A 16423-nucleotide genomic window follows, 5' to 3' on the forward strand; every position below is an offset into this window, starting at 1 on the left:
GTAGGAATGCATTCAAATTTAGAAAGAGGTGCAAAAATTGCACCTCTTCTAGGCGCAAGGATACCGAGCGAGCGCTCGGTGCTAAAAAAAGAAATGGGGGAAAGAAACATGAGTAAAACAGTTATTTTAAGTGCTGCAAGAACACCGGTTGGAAAATTTGGAGGAACTTTAAAAGACGTGAAAGCAACAGAGCTTGGAGGAATCGCAATTAAGGCAGCGCTTGAAAGAGCGAATGTTTCCGCTAGTGATGTTGAAGAAGTTATATTTGGAACGGTTATCCAAGGAGGGCAAGGACAAATTCCATCACGCCAAGCAGCAAGAGCGGCCGGCATTCCTTGGGAAGTGCAGACAGAAACAATAAATAAAGTTTGTGCATCAGGGCTTCGCGCAGTTACGTTAGCAGATCAAATTATTCGTACTGGTGATCAATCACTGATTGTAGCTGGTGGAATGGAATCGATGAGTAACAGCCCTTACATTTTACGAGGGGCAAGATGGGGATACAGAATGGGTAACAACGAAGTTATCGATTTAAACGTTGCAGACGGTTTAACATGCGCATTTTCAGGTATACACATGGGTGTTTATGGCGGAGAAGTTGCGAAGGAAGATGGAATCTCTCGCGAAGCACAAGATGAATGGGCATATCGTAGCCATCAACGTGCGGTTTCGGCACATAAAGAAGGGCGTTTTGAAGAGGAGATTGTACCAGTAACAATTCAGCAAAGAAAAGGCGATCCTATCGTCGTGGCTAAGGATGAGGCGCCACGCGCGGATACAACGATTGAAAAATTAGCGAAATTAAAGCCTGTATTTGATAAGACGTCAGCGGTGACAGCAGGTAATGCTCCGGGACTAAATGATGGCGGTGCTGCACTTGTATTAATGAGCGAGGACAGAGCGAAGCAAGAAGGAAGAAAACCATTAGCGACAATTTTGGCGCATACGGCGATTGCGGTAGAATCGAAGGATTTCCCAAGAACGCCAGGTTATGCAATTAATGAATTGCTGAAAAAGACAGGTAAGACAATTGAAGACATAGATCTATTTGAAATCAATGAGGCATTTGCGGCTGTAGCAATTGCAAGTACAGAAATCGCAGGGATCGATCCGGAAAAATTGAATGTAAATGGCGGTGCTGTAGCAATGGGGCATCCAATTGGAGCGAGCGGAGCACGTATTATCGTTACACTTATCCATGCACTGAAGCAGCGCGGCGGCGGAATTGGAATTGCTTCTATTTGTAGCGGTGGCGGTCAAGGTGATGCAGTGATGATTGAAGTTCACTAATTAAGATTAGAAGATATATAGTTTATTAACAATTAAGGGGGAAGAAAAAATGAGTGTACAAAAGATTGTTGTAATTGGTGCAGGGCAAATGGGTTCAGGTATCGCACAAGTGTGTGCAATGGCAGGCTATGATGTGAAAGTGCAAGATTTAAAGCAAGAGCAATTAGATAGAGGGCTAGCTGTTATTTCGAAAAATTTAGCCCGCCAAGTAGAAAAAGGCCGTATGAAGGAAGAAGAGAAAGATGCGACTTTAAATCGTCTTACATGGACGCTCGATTTAAATAGTGTCAAAGAAGCTGATCTTATTATTGAAGCAGCTGTTGAAAAAATGGATATTAAAAAGAAAATTTTTGCGAATTTAGATGAAATCGCTCCAGAACACGCAATTTTAGCGACGAATACGTCATCGTTACCAATTACGGAAATTGCAGCGGTAACGAAACGTCCTGAGAAAGTAATCGGCATGCACTTTATGAATCCAGTTCCAGTTATGAAACTCGTTGAAATTATTCGTGGTTTAGCTACAGATGATGCAGTGTACGAAACGATTGAGGATATTACGAAAAAAATCGGGAAAGTGCCAGTTGAAGTAAATGATTTCCCAGGGTTTGTATCGAACCGTATTTTATTACCGATGATTAACGAAGCGATTTATACGTTATACGAAGGAGTAGCGACGAAAGAAGCGATTGATGAAGTAATGAAACTCGGTATGAATCATCCGATGGGACCTCTTACGTTAGCTGACTTTATCGGTTTAGATACGTGTTTATACATTATGGAAGTGTTGCATGAAGGATTAGGAGATAGTAAATATCGCCCATGTCCATTATTACGTAAGTATGTGAATGCAGGATGGTTAGGACGTAAAACGGGTCGTGGTTTCTACGTTTACGAATAAAGGCCTCCCTTTATTGAAGTAGTGGTCTTACCAGATTGTTAAAAAGATATATAGCAAACGGAGGCGAAGTACATGAATTTTCACTTTACTGAAGAGCAACAAATGATGAGGAAAATGGTTCGAGATTTTGCACAGAAGGAAATAGCTCCCTTTGTTCCTAGTATGGAACAAGGGGTGTTCCCGAAAGAGATTTTGCAAAAGATGGGTGAGCTTGGACTAATGGGTATTCCAGCGCCTGCAAAATATGGCGGGGCAGAAATGGATTTTATTTCTTACATTCTAGCAATTGAGGAAATTTCAAAGGTAAGTGCAACGGTTGGTGTAATTTTAGCTGTACATACGTCAGTTGGAATGAATCCGATTTTATACTTCGGAACAGAAGAACAGAAGCAGAAATATGTTTCTAAATTGGCGACTGGTGAATATTTAGGCGCATTTGCTCTAACAGAACCGAATGCAGGATCAGATGCAGGTAGTTTGAAATCAAGAGCTGTAAAAAAGGGCGATCACTACATCATTAATGGATCGAAAGTCTTTATTACAAATGGTGGTGAAGCAAGTACATATATCGTCTTCGCGTCTACAAATCCAGATGCGGGGAAAAGCGGGATTTCAGCATTTATAGTAGAGAAAGATACACCAGGCTTAATCATTGGAAAAGATGAGCATAAGATGGGTCTTCTTGGTTCTCGTACAGTGCAACTTACGTTTGAAGATATGAAAGTGCCGGCCGAGAATTTACTTGGTGAAGAAGGACAAGGGTTTAAGGTGGCAATGGCGAATTTAGATGTTGGGCGAATTGGAATCGGAGCGCAAGCATTAGGAATCGCGGAAGCGGCGCTTGCATGTGCGATTGATTATGCGAAAGAGCGTGAGCAATTCGGAAAGCCAATTGCGGCGCAGCAAGGACTCGGATTCAAACTTGCAGATATGGCAACAAGTGTAGAAGCATCGCGATTACTTGTATACAGAGCAGCATCGCTAAGAGCACAAGGATTACCATGCGGTAAAGAAGCTTCTATTGCGAAATTATTTGCTTCTAAGACGGCTGTTGAAGTTGCGATTGAAGCGGTGCAAGTATTTGGTGGTTATGGTTATACGAAAGATTATCCAGTAGAAAGATTTTTCCGTGATGCGAAGATCACACAAATATATGAAGGAACGAGCGAAATACAAAAGCTTGTAATTAGTCGAGCTTTATAAAAAGGCAGAGGGGGAGACGGGAATGCATTTTAAATTATCAGAAGAACATGAAATGATAAGAAAAATGGTTCGGGATTTTGCGAGGAATGAAGTAGCACCGACAGCAGCAGAGCGTGATGAGGAAGAGCGATTTGATCGCGCTTTATTTGATCAAATGGCAGAGCTTGGTTTAACCGGTATTCCGTGGCCTGAAGAATACGGCGGAATTGGAAGCGATTACTTGGCGTATGTAATTGCCGTTGAAGAATTATCCCGCGTTTGTGCTTCTACAGGTGTAACGTTGTCTGCACATACTTCACTTGCTGGATGGCCAATTTTTAAATTTGGAACGGAAGAGCAAAAACAAAAGTTTTTGCGCCCAATGGCTGAAGGGAAGAAAATTGGTGCATATGGCTTAACAGAACCAAGCTCTGGATCAGATGCTGGTGGAATGAGGACGACTGCAAAACGAGATGGAGACCATTACATTTTAAATGGTTCGAAAATTTTTATTACAAATGGCGGTATTGCTGATATTTATGTTGTTTTTGCATTAACAGATCCTGATTCGAAGCAGCGCGGCACGAGTGCATTTATTGTGGAGAGTGATACGCTAGGATTTTCGGTTGGGAAGAAGGAAAGTAAGCTAGGGATTCGTTCTTCGCCAACAACTGAAATTATATTTGAAGACTGCCGTATTCCTGTAGAGAATTTACTAGGGGAAGAGGGCCAAGGATTTAAAGTTGCGATGCAGACATTAGATGGCGGCCGTAATGGTATTGCGGCACAAGCAGTCGGTATTGCACAATCCGCTTTAGATGCTTCTGTAGAATATGCAAGAGAACGTCATCAGTTTGGGAAGCCAATTGCGGCGCAACAAGGAATTGGCTTTAAACTTGCGGATATGGCAACGGATGTAGAGGCAGCGCGTCTTTTAACATATCAAGCGGCTTGGCTTGAATCTGAAGGGCTTCCGTATGGGAAAGAGTCAGCGATGTCAAAAGTATTTGCAGGTGATACAGCGATGAAGGTAACGACTGAAGCGGTACAAGTATTTGGTGGTTATGGTTATACGAAAGATTATCCAGTAGAGCGTTATATGCGCGATGCAAAGATTACACAAATATATGAGGGAACACAAGAGATTCAAAGGCTTGTAATTTCTCGTATGTTAACGAAGTAGGAACAAAAGCGTAGGTATTTTCCTACGCTTTTTACTTCCAAAAATAATAGAGAGAGGTGAAGGGATGGTTAAACATAATGTACATGCGTCAGTGAAAGATGAAAAATTAGTTGCGTTAAGACGTGAACAAATGATTAAAGGTGCGGTGCAGCTGTTTAAGCAAAAAGGATTCCCACGTACAACAACGAGAGAAATTGCGAAAGCGGCTGGATTTAGTATCGGAACACTTTATGAGTATATTCGCACAAAAGATGATGTATTATATTTAGTTTGTGATAGTATTTATGAACATGTAAAAGAGCGGTTAGAGGAAGTAGTGTGTACAGAGAAGGGAAGTATAGAAAGCTTAAAGATAGCGATAATGAATTATTTTAAAGTGATGGATGAATTGCAAGAAGAAGTATTAATTATGTATCAAGAGGTACGTTTTTTACCGAAAGAATCACTCCCATATGTATTAGAAAAAGAGTTTCAAATGGTCGGGATGTTTGAGGATATTTTAGAGCAGTGTACGGAAAATGGGACATTTACACTAAATAAAAAGGAAATACAGCTTCTTGCACATAATATTTTCATACAAGGACAAATGTGGGGATTTAGACGTTGGGCCCTGCAAAAACTGTATACTCTCGAAGAATATACAGAAATGCAAATTAGGTATGTACTGCAAGGAGCACATATGTCTCCGAAATAAAGAATGGACAAATTATAATTTTATTGCCCGTAAATAGCGGGATAAAAGTTTCCCGTTTTTTTTGTAGCATATTTGTGCGACTTTTGTTTATAATGAATAGTATGGATTTTTTTAAGCAGACCGTTATATATAAGCTTATATTTGAAGAAAGGAAGTGCCGCATAAGTGGGTTTTAAGCAATATTCACCAGAAGAGCTAAAAGAATGTTCAATGATTGAAGTTGTACATAGTGTTTTAGGGAATAAAAGACAAGCAACGACATTCAACGAGTTGGTTCAAGAAATCGCTCAAGTGCTGGGACTATCTCAAGGGCAAGTTAATACGAAACTCGCACAATTTTATACAGATTTAAACATCGATGGACGTTTCATTAATTTAGGAGAAAATCGTTGGGGGCTACGTAGCTGGTACCCATATGAGCAAATTGATGAAGAAATTCTGCCTCAGCCAAAACCGAAGAAGAAACGCAAAGTTGAAGAAGACGGTTTTGACGACTACATTGAAGAAGATGATGTAGAAGAAGAAGAAGCAGAAGAAGTAGAAGAAGATGTAGTAGATTTGGACAAAGTTCTTGAAGACGAAGACGCAGACGATGAAGATGATGATCTTGATGATTTAGAAGAAGATAATGAAGACTTCGCAGAAGAAGAACTTGAGTATGATGAAACTGAAGAAGAAGAAGAGGAAGAGCGGTAGTTCTTGACTTTTCATTATCGTCCATGTAGAATCATTTTTGGGCTCTTTAAAAAAAGACGATAATACTTTTAAAGTGTAAATATAAAAGAAAATTGCTCCCTACTTATTACTTTATGTGATGAGGGGAGCAATTTTCTTTTTTGTTTTTTGTTTAGAAAATAAAAAGAGCCTAACAATAAGATAGATACAGTGTTATCTACATACGTTGCGCTTTGCAACGGTGATTATATAACAACGAAGTAGAAGGGAGTATTTTCATGACTAAGTATATTTTTGTAACAGGCGGTGTAGTATCGTCTTTAGGTAAAGGTATTACAGCAGCATCTCTTGGAAGACTTTTAAAGAATCGTGGTTTAAACGTAACTATTCAAAAGTTTGATCCATACATTAACGTAGATCCAGGGACTATGAGCCCCTACCAACACGGTGAGGTATTCGTAACAGATGATGGTGCAGAAACGGACTTAGACCTAGGTCACTATGAGCGTTTTATCGACATCAACTTAAACAAATACAGCAACGTAACAACGGGTAAAATTTACTCTTCAGTTCTTCAAAAAGAGCGTCGTGGTGAATATTTAGGAGGAACAGTTCAAGTTATTCCTCACATTACTAACGAAATTAAAGAACGTGTATATCGTTCTGGTCGCGAAACAAATGCCGACGTTGTTATTACAGAAATCGGTGGAACTGTTGGTGATATCGAGTCTTTACCATTCTTAGAAGCAATTCGTCAAATTAAGAGCGACATCGGTCGTGACAATGTAATGTACATTCACTGTACGTTAATCCCGTACTTAAAAGCAGCGGGTGAAATGAAAACAAAACCAACGCAACATAGCGTTAAAGAGCTTCGCAGCTTAGGTATTCAACCAAATATTATCGTTGTTCGTACAGAACTACCTGTTTCTCAGGACATGAAAGACAAGCTTGCATTATTCTGTGACATCGATACAAAAGCAGTTATCGAAGCACGCGATGCAGATACTTTATATGCGGTTCCATTATCTCTTCAAGAACAAAACATGGACCAAATCGTTTGTGATCACTTGAAGTTAGACAATCCAGCTGCAGATATGACAGATTGGACTGCGCTAGTTAATAAAGTACGTAACCTTTCTAAGAAAACAAAAATCGCTCTTGTTGGTAAATACGTAGAGCTTCAAGATGCATACATTTCTGTTGTAGAAGCGCTTCGTCATGCAGGTTATTCATTCGACACAGATGTAGAAGTGAAATGGGTAAATGCTGAGCACGTAACAGCAGAGAACGTAAAAGAATTAGTTGGCGACACAGATGGTATCCTTGTACCAGGTGGCTTCGGCGATCGTGGTGTAGAAGGTAAAATCGTTGCAATTCAATATGCTCGTGAAAACAAAGTTCCATTCTTAGGAATTTGCCTAGGTATGCAACTTGCATCAATCGAATTTGCACGTAACGTATTAGGATTAGAAGGAGCTAACTCTTCTGAAATTAATCCTGACACACCTTATGCAATTATCGATTTATTACCAGAACAAAAAGATGTAGAAGATTTAGGTGGTACACTTCGCCTTGGTCTATACCCATGTAAGCTTGCTGAAGAAACAAATGCTTACAATGCTTACAATGAGCCGGTTGTATATGAGCGTCATCGTCATCGTTATGAGTTCAACAATCAATTCCGTCCAGATATGGAAAAAGCAGGATTTGTATTCTCTGGTACAAGCCCAGACGGTCGTCTAGTGGAAATTATTGAATTACAAGATCACCCTTGGTTCGTGGCAGCACAGTTCCATCCAGAACTTGTATCTCGTCCAAACCGTCCACAACCATTGTTCCATGACTTCGTAAGTGCTTCTATTACGAATAAAGAGAGCAAGTAATAAAAAAAAGCGCCTGAAATAGGGCGCTTTTTTTAATATTCGTTTAACATTTCATCAATTGTAAATTTCAATCCGTGATAAGCAAATAAAGCTATAATTAAACTTGGGAACCCATAGCGGTTACCTTCATCATCTGGAATAAGACCTTTTAACAGCTTTGTATCAATATGTACATCTGTATATTGTTCCAGTGATTCAACACCTTCTTGAATAGCCGAGATTCCAACGATAGATTGGCCTTCTTCATGAAGTTTTTTCGCGGTTTTTATAATTTCTTCATCTGTCGAAAAACGACTAATAAGAAGTACGCGGTCCGCAGAAGTCACTGCCGCCGGTTCACCGTTTTCTATTAAACGTTTTGCTTGTTTCATTGGTTCGGCGCCAAATAATGCTTCTGAAACAATACCTTCCATTTCGTTTGTACCATGCAAGTAAATGAAGCCATCGCCAACTAACGCCTGGGCAAGTAGACGAGCGCTATCTTCTATATTCATTTCCTCTTTTTGAGAAATTTTGGGGAAATATCCACTTAATTGAGTCGAGAAAATTTTTAACATGTTGTTGCTCCTTTCTTTCGTGTTAGCTGGTTCTCATTATAGCTTATTTTTTTTGGAAAGGGGAAATAGTAGGGTGGCATAACAAAATAGGAAACGGTAAAATAAGAAAGAATAGGAAGGGATTTGGCAAAGAGTAGCGAAAATAAACCGATAAGATATAAGAAGCTTTAAATCTTGTACTTACACAGAAAGGTTGGGAGTTATGGAAGGGAAAATTTTAATCGTTGATGATCAATATGGCATTCGTGTTTTATTGCATGAAGTGTTCCAAAAAGAAGGTTATCAGACGTTCCAAGCAGCGAATGGATTTCAAGCTTTAGATATCGTGAAAAAAGATAATCCGGATTTAGTAGTGTTAGATATGAAAATCCCAGGTATGGATGGTATAGAGATTTTAAAACATGTAAAAGAAATTGATGAGAGTATTAAAGTGATTTTAATGACTGCTTATGGAGAATTGGATATGATTCAAGAAGCGAAAGATTTAGGAGCTTTAATGCACTTTGCTAAACCGTTTGATATTGATGAGATTCGTCAAGCAGTGAGAGATCAGCTTGCTGTAGAGGCGTAAAAAATGAATTTTTTATAAAAAATATGGAAAAAAGCGTTTACATGGACTATTGAGCAGGTGAATACAGTTGAGTTTTTGAGTACAAGTTGTTATCCTATTGAGTGTAGAAAGAAGTCCGGTATGTAAATATACATATTTTACCTTATTCTGGTCATACTACCAGCGATAAGAATTTATCGGATACAAAAAACGTTTTTTAGGAGGATTCACCATGCCTTTAGTTTCTATGAAAGAAATGCTAAACACAGCACTAGAAGGAAAATACGCAGTTGGTCAATTCAACATGAACAACTTAGAGTGGACTCAAGCTATCTTAGCTGCTGCGGAAGAAGAAAAATCTCCTGTAATCTTAGGTGTATCTGAGGGTGCAGCTCGTCATATGACTGGTTTCAAAACAGTTGTAGCTATGGTTAAAGCTTTAATCGAAGAAATGAACATTTCTGTTCCTGTAGCGATTCACCTTGACCATGGTTCAAGCTTCGAAAAATGTAAAGAAGCAATTGATGCAGGTTTCACATCTGTAATGATCGACGCTTCTCACCACCCATTCGATGAAAACGTTGAAACTACTAAAAAAGTGGTAGAATACGCACACGCTCGTAACGTATCTGTTGAAGCTGAGCTTGGAACAGTTGGCGGACAAGAAGACGACATCATCGCTGAAGGCGTAATTTACGCTGATCCAGCAGAGTGTAAGCACCTTGTTGAAGCAACAGGTATCGATTGCCTAGCTCCAGCTTTAGGTTCTGTACACGGTCCTTACAAAGGTGAGCCTAACTTAGGATTCGCTGAAATGGAACAAGTTCGCGACTTCACTGGCGTACCTTTAGTATTACACGGTGGTACTGGTATCCCAACTGCTGATATCGTAAAAGCTATTTCTTTAGGTACTTCAAAAATTAACGTAAACACTGAGAACCAAATTGAGTTTACAAAAGCTGTTCGTGAAGCATTAAACAAAGACCAAGAAGTTTACGATCCTCGTAAATATATTGGACCTGGCCGCGACGCTATCAAAGCAACTGTTGCTGGTAAAATGCGTGAGTTCGGTTCTAACGGTAAAGCGTAAGAATAAAATTCCGTTTTGGAAACCGTCTAGTCTTTTAGACGGTTTCCTTTCGTTGTATAATGAAAGCGCGAACAAGTCTAAAGATTTTATAAAGTGAATTTTTGGTTTGCGAATATAGAAAATAATGTGCATAGTCCTATTAATAAATGTGGTAAGTATCTGAATTGAGTAATTTGATTCGATGAATAGTTAATCTTCATCTATTTGTACAGCAGGGGAGCTACAGGTGATGGTTTTCTACTTATTGAGTTTCAGGATGGAAAGAGTGATTGAGATTCTTAAGGGGGAATCTTCTACTTCTTATAAAGAAGTAGAAGATAAATACATTCACAAGAAGGGAGCTCAATATGGAAAAGTTGCTAATTGAAGGCGGAAGAGCTTTAAATGGAACGATTCGTGTGAGTGGTGCAAAGAACAGTGCTGTTGCACTAATTCCAGCGACAATTTTAGCAGATACTCCAGTAACTATTGGCGGTGTTCCTAATATTTCGGACGTGAAAATGTTAGGAGACTTACTAGAGGAAATTGGAGGGAAAGTAACTTATGGGCAGGAAGAAGAGATGGTAGTCGATCCTTCTAACATGGTTGCGATGCCTTTACCAAATGGAAAAGTGAAAAAATTGCGCGCCTCTTATTATTTAATGGGTGCAATGCTTGGCCGTTTTAAAAAAGCTGTTATTGGGCTTCCAGGTGGATGTCATTTAGGGCCACGACCGATTGATCAGCATATTAAAGGGTTTGAAGCGTTAGGGGCATATGTTACAAATGAACAAGGTGCCATTTATTTAAGAGCAGACGAACTACGTGGGGCACGTATTTATTTAGATGTTGTTAGTGTAGGAGCTACGATTAATATTATGCTAGCGGCTGTACGAGCGAAAGGTAGAACTGTTATTGAAAATGCAGCGAAAGAACCAGAGATTATTGATGTAGCTACATTGTTAACGAGTATGGGAGCACATATTAAAGGTGCTGGTACAGACGTAATCCGAATTGATGGTGTGGATTCACTGCACGGTTGTCACCACACTATTATTCCAGACCGTATTGAAGCTGGTACGTATATGATTTTAGGGGCTGCGTCAGGAGGAGAAGTAACAGTTGATAATGTTATTCCTCAGCATTTAGAATCCGTTACTGCGAAGCTAAGAGAAGCTGGTGTTCAAATTGAAACGAACGATGACCAAATTACAGTGAACGGCAATAGAAAGTTAAAAGTAGTTGATGTAAAAACGCTTGTATATCCAGGGTTTCCAACGGATTTACAACAGCCGTTTACAACGCTTTTAACAAAAGCGCATGGAACAGGAGTTGTAACTGATACAATTTACAGCGCACGTTTCAAGCATATTGATGAATTGCGCCGTATGAACGCGCAAATTAAAGTAGAAGGCCGTTCAGCAATTGTGACTGGACCGGTTTTATTGCAAGGTGCGAAGGTGAAAGCGAGTGACCTACGAGCTGGTGCGTCCCTTGTTATTGCGGGTTTAATGGCAGATGGCATTACAGAAGTAACGGGACTTGATCATATTGATCGAGGTTACGAAAATATAGTAGACAAGCTTAAAGGGCTTGGTGCAAACATTTGGCGAGAACAAATGACAAAGCAAGAAATTGAAGAAATGAAGAATGCATAAAGTGAAACTTTAATCAGTATGGGGTATCCCACGCCGATTATTAACCCTCACCAATCGGGATAAGGTGGTGATACTTCCGTTAATGGGGAGCGAAGAATCACTACTAACGGAAGTACACTTTATAGAAAAACAAGGTTCACAAAATACGGCAGAAATATAAAGACTTAAAGGAGAGGGATTATCGTGGAAAGAAGTTTATCTATGGAGTTAGTACGTGTAACAGAGGCTGCAGCATTATCATCAGCGCGTTGGATGGGGCGCGGAAAAAAAGATGAGGCAGATGGTGCAGCAACATCAGCTATGCGTGATGTATTTGATACAATTCCGATGAAAGGTACAGTTGTAATTGGCGAAGGTGAAATGGATGAAGCGCCAATGCTATATATCGGAGAAAAATTGGGTACAGGATATGGACCACGCGTAGACGTTGCAGTTGATCCTTTAGAAGGGACAAATATCGTAGCGGCTGGCGGCTGGAATGCGCTTGCTGTTATTGCAATTGCAGATCACGGCAATTTGTTACATGCTCCTGACATGTACATGGATAAAATAGCGGTTGGTCCAGAAGCAGTTGGTGCAGTTGATATTGACGCACCTATTATAGACAACTTACGTGCAGTTGCGAAAGCGAAAAATAAAGATATCGAAGATGTTGTAGCGACAGTTTTAAACCGTCCACGTCATCAAGCAATTATCGAAGAAATTCGTAAAGCTGGTGCTCGTATTAAATTAATTAACGATGGAGATGTAGCTGGAGCAATCAATACAGCATTTGACCGTACTGGTGTAGATATTCTATTCGGTTCTGGTGGAGCACCTGAAGGTGTATTAGCTGCGGTCGCATTAAAATGCTTAGGTGGAGAAATTCACGGGAAGCTCTTACCTCAAAACGAAGCTGAACTAGCTCGTTGTAAAAGAATGGGTATTGAAGATATCAATCGTATCCTTCGTATGGAAGACTTAGTAAAAGGTGACGATGCAATCTTTGCAGCAACAGGTGTAACAGACGGAGAACTATTACGAGGCGTTCAATTTAAAGGTAGCGTCGGAACAACACAATCCCTTGTTATGCGTGCAAAATCAGGCACAGTACGCTTCGTAGACGGCCGTCATAGCTTAAATAAAAAACCGAATTTGGTTATTAAATAAAAAGTGGAGGCGGCTCGTTCAGAATCGCAGGAGGATGGAGCTTCTGACGTAGAGGCGCTTTTTGCCTCGTAGGAAGACGCGAAGCCACCGGAGATTCTAGCTGCCGGCACTGGATTAAATAAAAAGCGTAAGCGGCTCGTTTAGAATCGCAGGACACTTCAAACTCCTAACGAAGAGGCGCTTTTTGCCTCGCAGGAAGAAGCGAAACCACCGACCATTCTAGCTCCTGAAGCTGGATTAAATAAAAAAGCGTAAGTGGCTCGTTCAGAATCGCAGGACACTTCAAACTCTCGACCTTGAAGCATTTTTTGCTTCGAGTGAGAGAGTGAAATGACCGGAGATTCTAGCTGCTGAAGCTGGATTAAATAAAAGCAGAAATGCCTTATCTATTCTGCTTTAAAATCAGGTGAGTAGAAAAAAGAAAGAACTATGAAAAGGCGAAGACAAATTTTCTTGTCTTCGCTTCTTGTATTTGTGTTTCAACGTATTGATTAAAACTAGATAAAAGGGTTACAATAGTGAATATTATCCTACTTGAACTTATTGCCTTTCATTATTATTTATTTGCCTTCCGTATTTTTCCCTTTACCCATGTGAAAAGAGAATAAAGTTAAAGTGTGGTGTCTGAATGAATTTGTCAATTGCAGCATTAGAAAACATGAAATTAAAAGAGTTATACGAGCTTGCGAAGGAATTTAAGATTTCGTATTACAGCAAGTTAACGAAAAAAGAGCTAATCTTCTCTATCTTAAAAGCTCGAGCAGAAAAAGAAGGTTTCTTTTTCATGGAAGGCGTATTAGAAATTATTCAATCAGAAGGATTTGGATTCTTACGTCCTATCAATTATTCGCCAAGCTCAGAAGATATTTATATCTCGGCTTCGCAAATTCGTCGTTTCGATTTACGTAATGGAGATAAGGTTTCTGGTAAAGTACGACCTCCGAAAGAAAATGAGCGCTATTTTGGATTGCTACAAGTTGAAGCTGTAAATGGAGATGATCCAGACTCAGCAAAAGAGCGTGTACATTTCCCTGCATTAACACCGTTATACCCAGATCGCCAAATGAAATTGGAGACGGAAACGAAAAAGTTACCGACACGCATCATGGATTTAATCGCACCAGTTGGATTTGGACAACGTGGTTTAATTGTTGCGCCTCCAAAGGCTGGTAAAACAAGTCTGTTAAAAGAAATTGCACACAGTGTCACAACAAATCATCCGGAAGCAGAATTAATTGTACTTTTAATTGATGAGCGTCCAGAGGAAGTAACAGATATTGAACGTTCTGTTAAAGGTGATGTTGTAAGTTCTACTTTTGATGAAGTGCCAGAGAATCATATTAAAGTAGCGGAGCTTGTATTAGAGCGTGCAATGCGTCTTGTAGAACATAAAAGGGACGTTGTCATTTTAATGGATAGTATTACCCGTTTAGCGCGTGCTTACAACCTTGTTATTCCGCCAAGTGGTAGAACCTTATCGGGTGGTATTGATCCTGCTGCTTTTCATAGACCGAAGCGTTTCTTTGGGGCTGCGCGTAATATCGAAGAGGGCGGTAGCCTAACGATTTTAGCAACAGCGCTTGTTGATACAGGGTCTCGTATGGATGATGTAATTTACGAGGAGTTTAAAGGAACTGGAAATATGGAACTTCACTTAGATCGCTCATTAGCTGAGCGCCGTATCTTCCCAGCGATTGATATTCGTCGCTCTGGTACGCGTAAAGAAGACCTATTAATTCCGAAAGAACATTTAGACAAGCTGTGGGGTATTCGTAAAACAATGCGTGATACACCAGACTTTGTTGAAGGCTTCTTACGTAAACTTCGTCAAACAAAGACAAATGAAGAATTTTTACAAAACATTGTTGCAGACTCAAAAAGGTATGTAACCACTAAGTAAAGGGAAAAGATGGGGACTCGCTTATTTCGTAGTAAGCGAGTTTTTTATGTTTTTAAGGGAATATTAGAGAGAGTAATATATGGAAAAAATTTGTTTTTTAAGATGGAAATCATATTTGGATTGAGAGCTTGAAGTGCCCTACGATTCTGGGCGAGCCGCTTGCGCTTTAAGGTGTATCTAGTTCCATCTCCAGCGGCTAGAATGGTCGGTGGCTTCGCTTCTTCCTACGAGGCAAAAAGCGCCTCTACGTCAGAAGCTCCATCCCCCTCTCATTCTGAACGAGCCGCTTGAGCTTTTAGGTATTATCCAGCTCCAACGGCTAGAATCTCCGGCCATTTCGCTCTCTCGGTCGAAGCAAAAAGCGCTTCTTGGTCGAGAGCTTGAAGTGACCTGGATTCTGAACGAGCCACTTGTGCTTTTAATTTTTAAAAAGACAAAAACAGGTAGTTGCAAAATGGAGTTAGCCTTGTTATAATTTCATCATATGTGTTTCATCAATATAGTTGTGTAAGCAGCTGAAGATGAAAAACTCTGTTTCGAAAATGATTCAGGGCGGAAGGAGATGAAAAGAATGAAAGCAGGAATCCATCCAAATTACAATAAAGTTGTATTTATGGACACGAACACTGGCTTCAAATTCTTAAGCGGGTCTACAAAAGGCTCTAGCGAAACTGTTGAGTGGGAAGATGGTAACACTTATCCATTACTAAAAATTGAGATCAGTTCTGATTCTCACCCATTCTACACTGGACGTCAGAAGTTTGCTACTGCAGACGGACGTGTTGACCGCTTCAATAAGAAATACGGCATCAAGTAATAAAGAACATAAAACAGGCAAGTGTATGTATTCGCTTGTCTGTTTTTTTTGTGAAAATATTAAACCTTTACCCTACTTTGGATTAGGAAAGTAGATGAAAGGAGAGCTCAATGTACTTAATGAATCAAAATGGTTGGATTGAAGTGATTTGCGGGAGTATGTTTTCTGGGAAATCAGAAGAGCTCATCCGCCGTATACGCCGTACACAATTTGCGAAACAACATGCGATTGTATTTAAACCATGTATTGATAATCGTTATAGTGAAGAAGATGTTGTATCACATAATGGATTAAAGGTTAAAGCAGTTCCTGTTTCAGCTTCAAAAGATATATTTAACCATGTAACAGAAGAAATGGATGTTATTGCAATCGATGAGGTACAATTTTTTGATGGGGACATTGTGGAAGTGGTGCAAGTATTGGCAAATCGTGGCTATCGTGTCATTGTAGCTGGATTAGACCAAGATTTCCGTGGTCTACCATTTGGACAAGTTCCTCAGCTGATGGCGATTGCTGAACATGTAACTAAATTGCAGGCAGTTTGTTCTGAATGTGGATCTCCTGCAAGTCGTACGCAACGTTTAATCGATGGAGAACCAGCGGCATTTGATGATCCAATTATTTTAGTTGGGGCTTCAGAATCGTACGAACCACGTTGTCGTCATTGTCATGCAGTACCTACAAAACAAAGATAAATTAAACTCGCTATGTAGAGCGGGTTTTTTTCGAAAATAGATGAAGATTGGTGGCAAGCTCTTCGTGTCTAAGAACCGCCGCAACTCAAGGTGAAAAGCACCTTTTGTGCGAGAGAACCTTAGCCAGTCAGAGCCGCTTGCGCTTTTAAATATTATCTAGCTCCAGCGGCTAGAATGGTCGGTGGTTTCGCTTCTTCCTGCGAGGCAAAGAGCGCCT

At 40.0% G+C, this 16423-nt stretch carries 15 protein-coding genes; 14 read left to right on the forward strand and 1 reads right to left on the reverse strand.

The window, feature by feature from the left end; translation table 11 throughout:
• The first annotated feature begins 6 nt into the window (after positions 1-6).
• The 7 genes from JFU20_RS15875 (at position 7) to pyrG (ending at position 7811) form a co-directional block, all read left to right on the forward strand.
• Positions 7-1290 (forward strand): acetyl-CoA C-acetyltransferase, encoded by a 1284-nt coding sequence (locus JFU20_RS15875; RefSeq protein WP_002016323.1) that lies wholly within the window; start codon positions 7-9, stop codon positions 1288-1290.
• Between the two features lie 49 nt (positions 1291-1339).
• Positions 1340-2191, forward strand: a complete 852-nt coding sequence (locus tag JFU20_RS15880; protein ID WP_002016322.1) for a 3-hydroxybutyryl-CoA dehydrogenase — start codon at positions 1340-1342, stop codon at positions 2189-2191.
• A gap of 72 nt (positions 2192-2263) precedes the next feature.
• The gene (locus tag JFU20_RS15885) at positions 2264-3394 is read left to right on the forward strand and encodes an acyl-CoA dehydrogenase (RefSeq protein ID WP_002016321.1); all 1131 of its coding nucleotides are present in this window, start codon (positions 2264-2266) and stop codon (positions 3392-3394) included.
• 22 nt (positions 3395-3416) lie between these two features.
• Positions 3417-4556, forward strand: coding sequence for an acyl-CoA dehydrogenase AcdA (acdA, locus tag JFU20_RS15890; RefSeq protein ID WP_002016320.1), 1140 nt, complete (start codon positions 3417-3419; stop codon positions 4554-4556).
• A 64-nt stretch (positions 4557-4620) separates the two neighbouring features.
• Entirely contained in the window at positions 4621-5250 is a 630-nt protein-coding gene (locus JFU20_RS15895) for a TetR/AcrR family transcriptional regulator (protein ID WP_002034889.1), read from the forward strand.
• A gap of 165 nt (positions 5251-5415) precedes the next feature.
• Complete coding sequence (gene rpoE, locus JFU20_RS15900) at positions 5416-5946, forward strand: DNA-directed RNA polymerase subunit delta (RefSeq protein WP_002016316.1); 531 nt, start codon at positions 5416-5418, stop codon at positions 5944-5946.
• Positions 5947-6203: 257 nt separating this feature from the next.
• Positions 6204-7811 carry a CTP synthase gene (gene pyrG, locus JFU20_RS15905; RefSeq protein ID WP_002016314.1) on the forward strand — a complete coding sequence of 536 codons (1608 nt, stop codon included), beginning with the start codon at positions 6204-6206 and terminating at the stop codon, positions 7809-7811.
• 32 nt (positions 7812-7843) lie between these two features.
• Here the strand turns inward: pyrG and JFU20_RS15910 are convergent, their stop codons facing one another.
• Entirely contained in the window at positions 7844-8368 is a 525-nt protein-coding gene (locus JFU20_RS15910) for a DUF2529 domain-containing protein (protein WP_002016313.1), read from the reverse strand.
• Positions 8369-8570: 202 nt separating this feature from the next.
• Between JFU20_RS15910 and spo0F the strand changes: the two genes are divergently transcribed.
• The 7 genes from spo0F (at position 8571) to JFU20_RS15945 (ending at position 16206) form a co-directional block, all read left to right on the forward strand.
• Positions 8571-8939, forward strand: a complete 369-nt coding sequence (gene spo0F, locus JFU20_RS15915) for a sporulation initiation phosphotransferase Spo0F (RefSeq protein WP_000398592.1) — start codon at positions 8571-8573, stop codon at positions 8937-8939.
• Positions 8940-9150: 211 nt separating this feature from the next.
• Positions 9151-10008 carry a class II fructose-bisphosphate aldolase gene (locus JFU20_RS15920; RefSeq protein WP_002016312.1) on the forward strand — a complete coding sequence of 286 codons (858 nt, stop codon included), beginning with the start codon at positions 9151-9153 and terminating at the stop codon, positions 10006-10008.
• Positions 10009-10355: 347 nt separating this feature from the next.
• Entirely contained in the window at positions 10356-11645 is a 1290-nt protein-coding gene (murA, locus tag JFU20_RS15925) for a UDP-N-acetylglucosamine 1-carboxyvinyltransferase (RefSeq protein ID WP_002016311.1), read from the forward strand.
• Positions 11646-11828: 183 nt separating this feature from the next.
• The gene (gene glpX, locus JFU20_RS15930; protein WP_002016310.1) at positions 11829-12794 is read left to right on the forward strand and encodes a class II fructose-bisphosphatase; all 966 of its coding nucleotides are present in this window, start codon (positions 11829-11831) and stop codon (positions 12792-12794) included.
• Between the two features lie 628 nt (positions 12795-13422).
• Positions 13423-14694, forward strand: a complete 1272-nt coding sequence (gene rho / locus JFU20_RS15935) for a transcription termination factor Rho (protein WP_002016308.1) — start codon at positions 13423-13425, stop codon at positions 14692-14694.
• A 571-nt stretch (positions 14695-15265) separates the two neighbouring features.
• A complete protein-coding gene (locus JFU20_RS15940) occupies positions 15266-15511 on the forward strand; it encodes a type B 50S ribosomal protein L31 (RefSeq protein WP_000643447.1) in 246 nt (81 codons plus the stop codon).
• 110 nt (positions 15512-15621) lie between these two features.
• Complete coding sequence (locus tag JFU20_RS15945; protein ID WP_002016305.1) at positions 15622-16206, forward strand: thymidine kinase; 585 nt, start codon at positions 15622-15624, stop codon at positions 16204-16206.
• Positions 16207-16423 lie beyond the last annotated feature (217 nt).

It is taken from the genome of Bacillus sp. TH30 (genome assembly GCF_016650875.1).
Classification (GTDB): Bacteria; Bacillota; Bacilli; order Bacillales; family Bacillaceae_G; genus Bacillus_A; species Bacillus_A mycoides.

Excerpts from the sequence above, each read along its gene's own strand:
- JFU20_RS15875 (WP_002016323.1), top strand. The coding sequence starts at position 7 with ATGCATTCAAATTTAGAAAGAGGTGCAAAAATTGCACCTCTTCTAGGC.
- JFU20_RS15880 (WP_002016322.1), top strand. The coding sequence starts at position 1,340 with ATGAGTGTACAAAAGATTGTTGTAATTGGTGCAGGGCAAATGGGTTCA.
- JFU20_RS15885 (WP_002016321.1), top strand. The coding sequence starts at position 2,264 with ATGAATTTTCACTTTACTGAAGAGCAACAAATGATGAGGAAAATGGTT.
- acdA (WP_002016320.1), top strand. The coding sequence starts at position 3,417 with ATGCATTTTAAATTATCAGAAGAACATGAAATGATAAGAAAAATGGTT.
- JFU20_RS15895 (WP_002034889.1), top strand. The coding sequence starts at position 4,621 with ATGGTTAAACATAATGTACATGCGTCAGTGAAAGATGAAAAATTAGTT.
- pyrG (WP_002016314.1), top strand. The coding sequence starts at position 6,204 with ATGACTAAGTATATTTTTGTAACAGGCGGTGTAGTATCGTCTTTAGGT.
- JFU20_RS15910 (WP_002016313.1), bottom strand. The coding sequence starts at position 8,368 with ATGTTAAAAATTTTCTCGACTCAATTAAGTGGATATTTCCCCAAAATT.
- spo0F (WP_000398592.1), top strand. The coding sequence starts at position 8,571 with ATGGAAGGGAAAATTTTAATCGTTGATGATCAATATGGCATTCGTGTT.
- JFU20_RS15920 (WP_002016312.1), top strand. The coding sequence starts at position 9,151 with ATGCCTTTAGTTTCTATGAAAGAAATGCTAAACACAGCACTAGAAGGA.
- murA (WP_002016311.1), top strand. The coding sequence starts at position 10,356 with ATGGAAAAGTTGCTAATTGAAGGCGGAAGAGCTTTAAATGGAACGATT.
- rho (WP_002016308.1), top strand. The coding sequence starts at position 13,423 with ATGAATTTGTCAATTGCAGCATTAGAAAACATGAAATTAAAAGAGTTA.
- JFU20_RS15940 (WP_000643447.1), top strand. The coding sequence starts at position 15,266 with ATGAAAGCAGGAATCCATCCAAATTACAATAAAGTTGTATTTATGGAC.
- JFU20_RS15945 (WP_002016305.1), top strand. The coding sequence starts at position 15,622 with ATGTACTTAATGAATCAAAATGGTTGGATTGAAGTGATTTGCGGGAGT.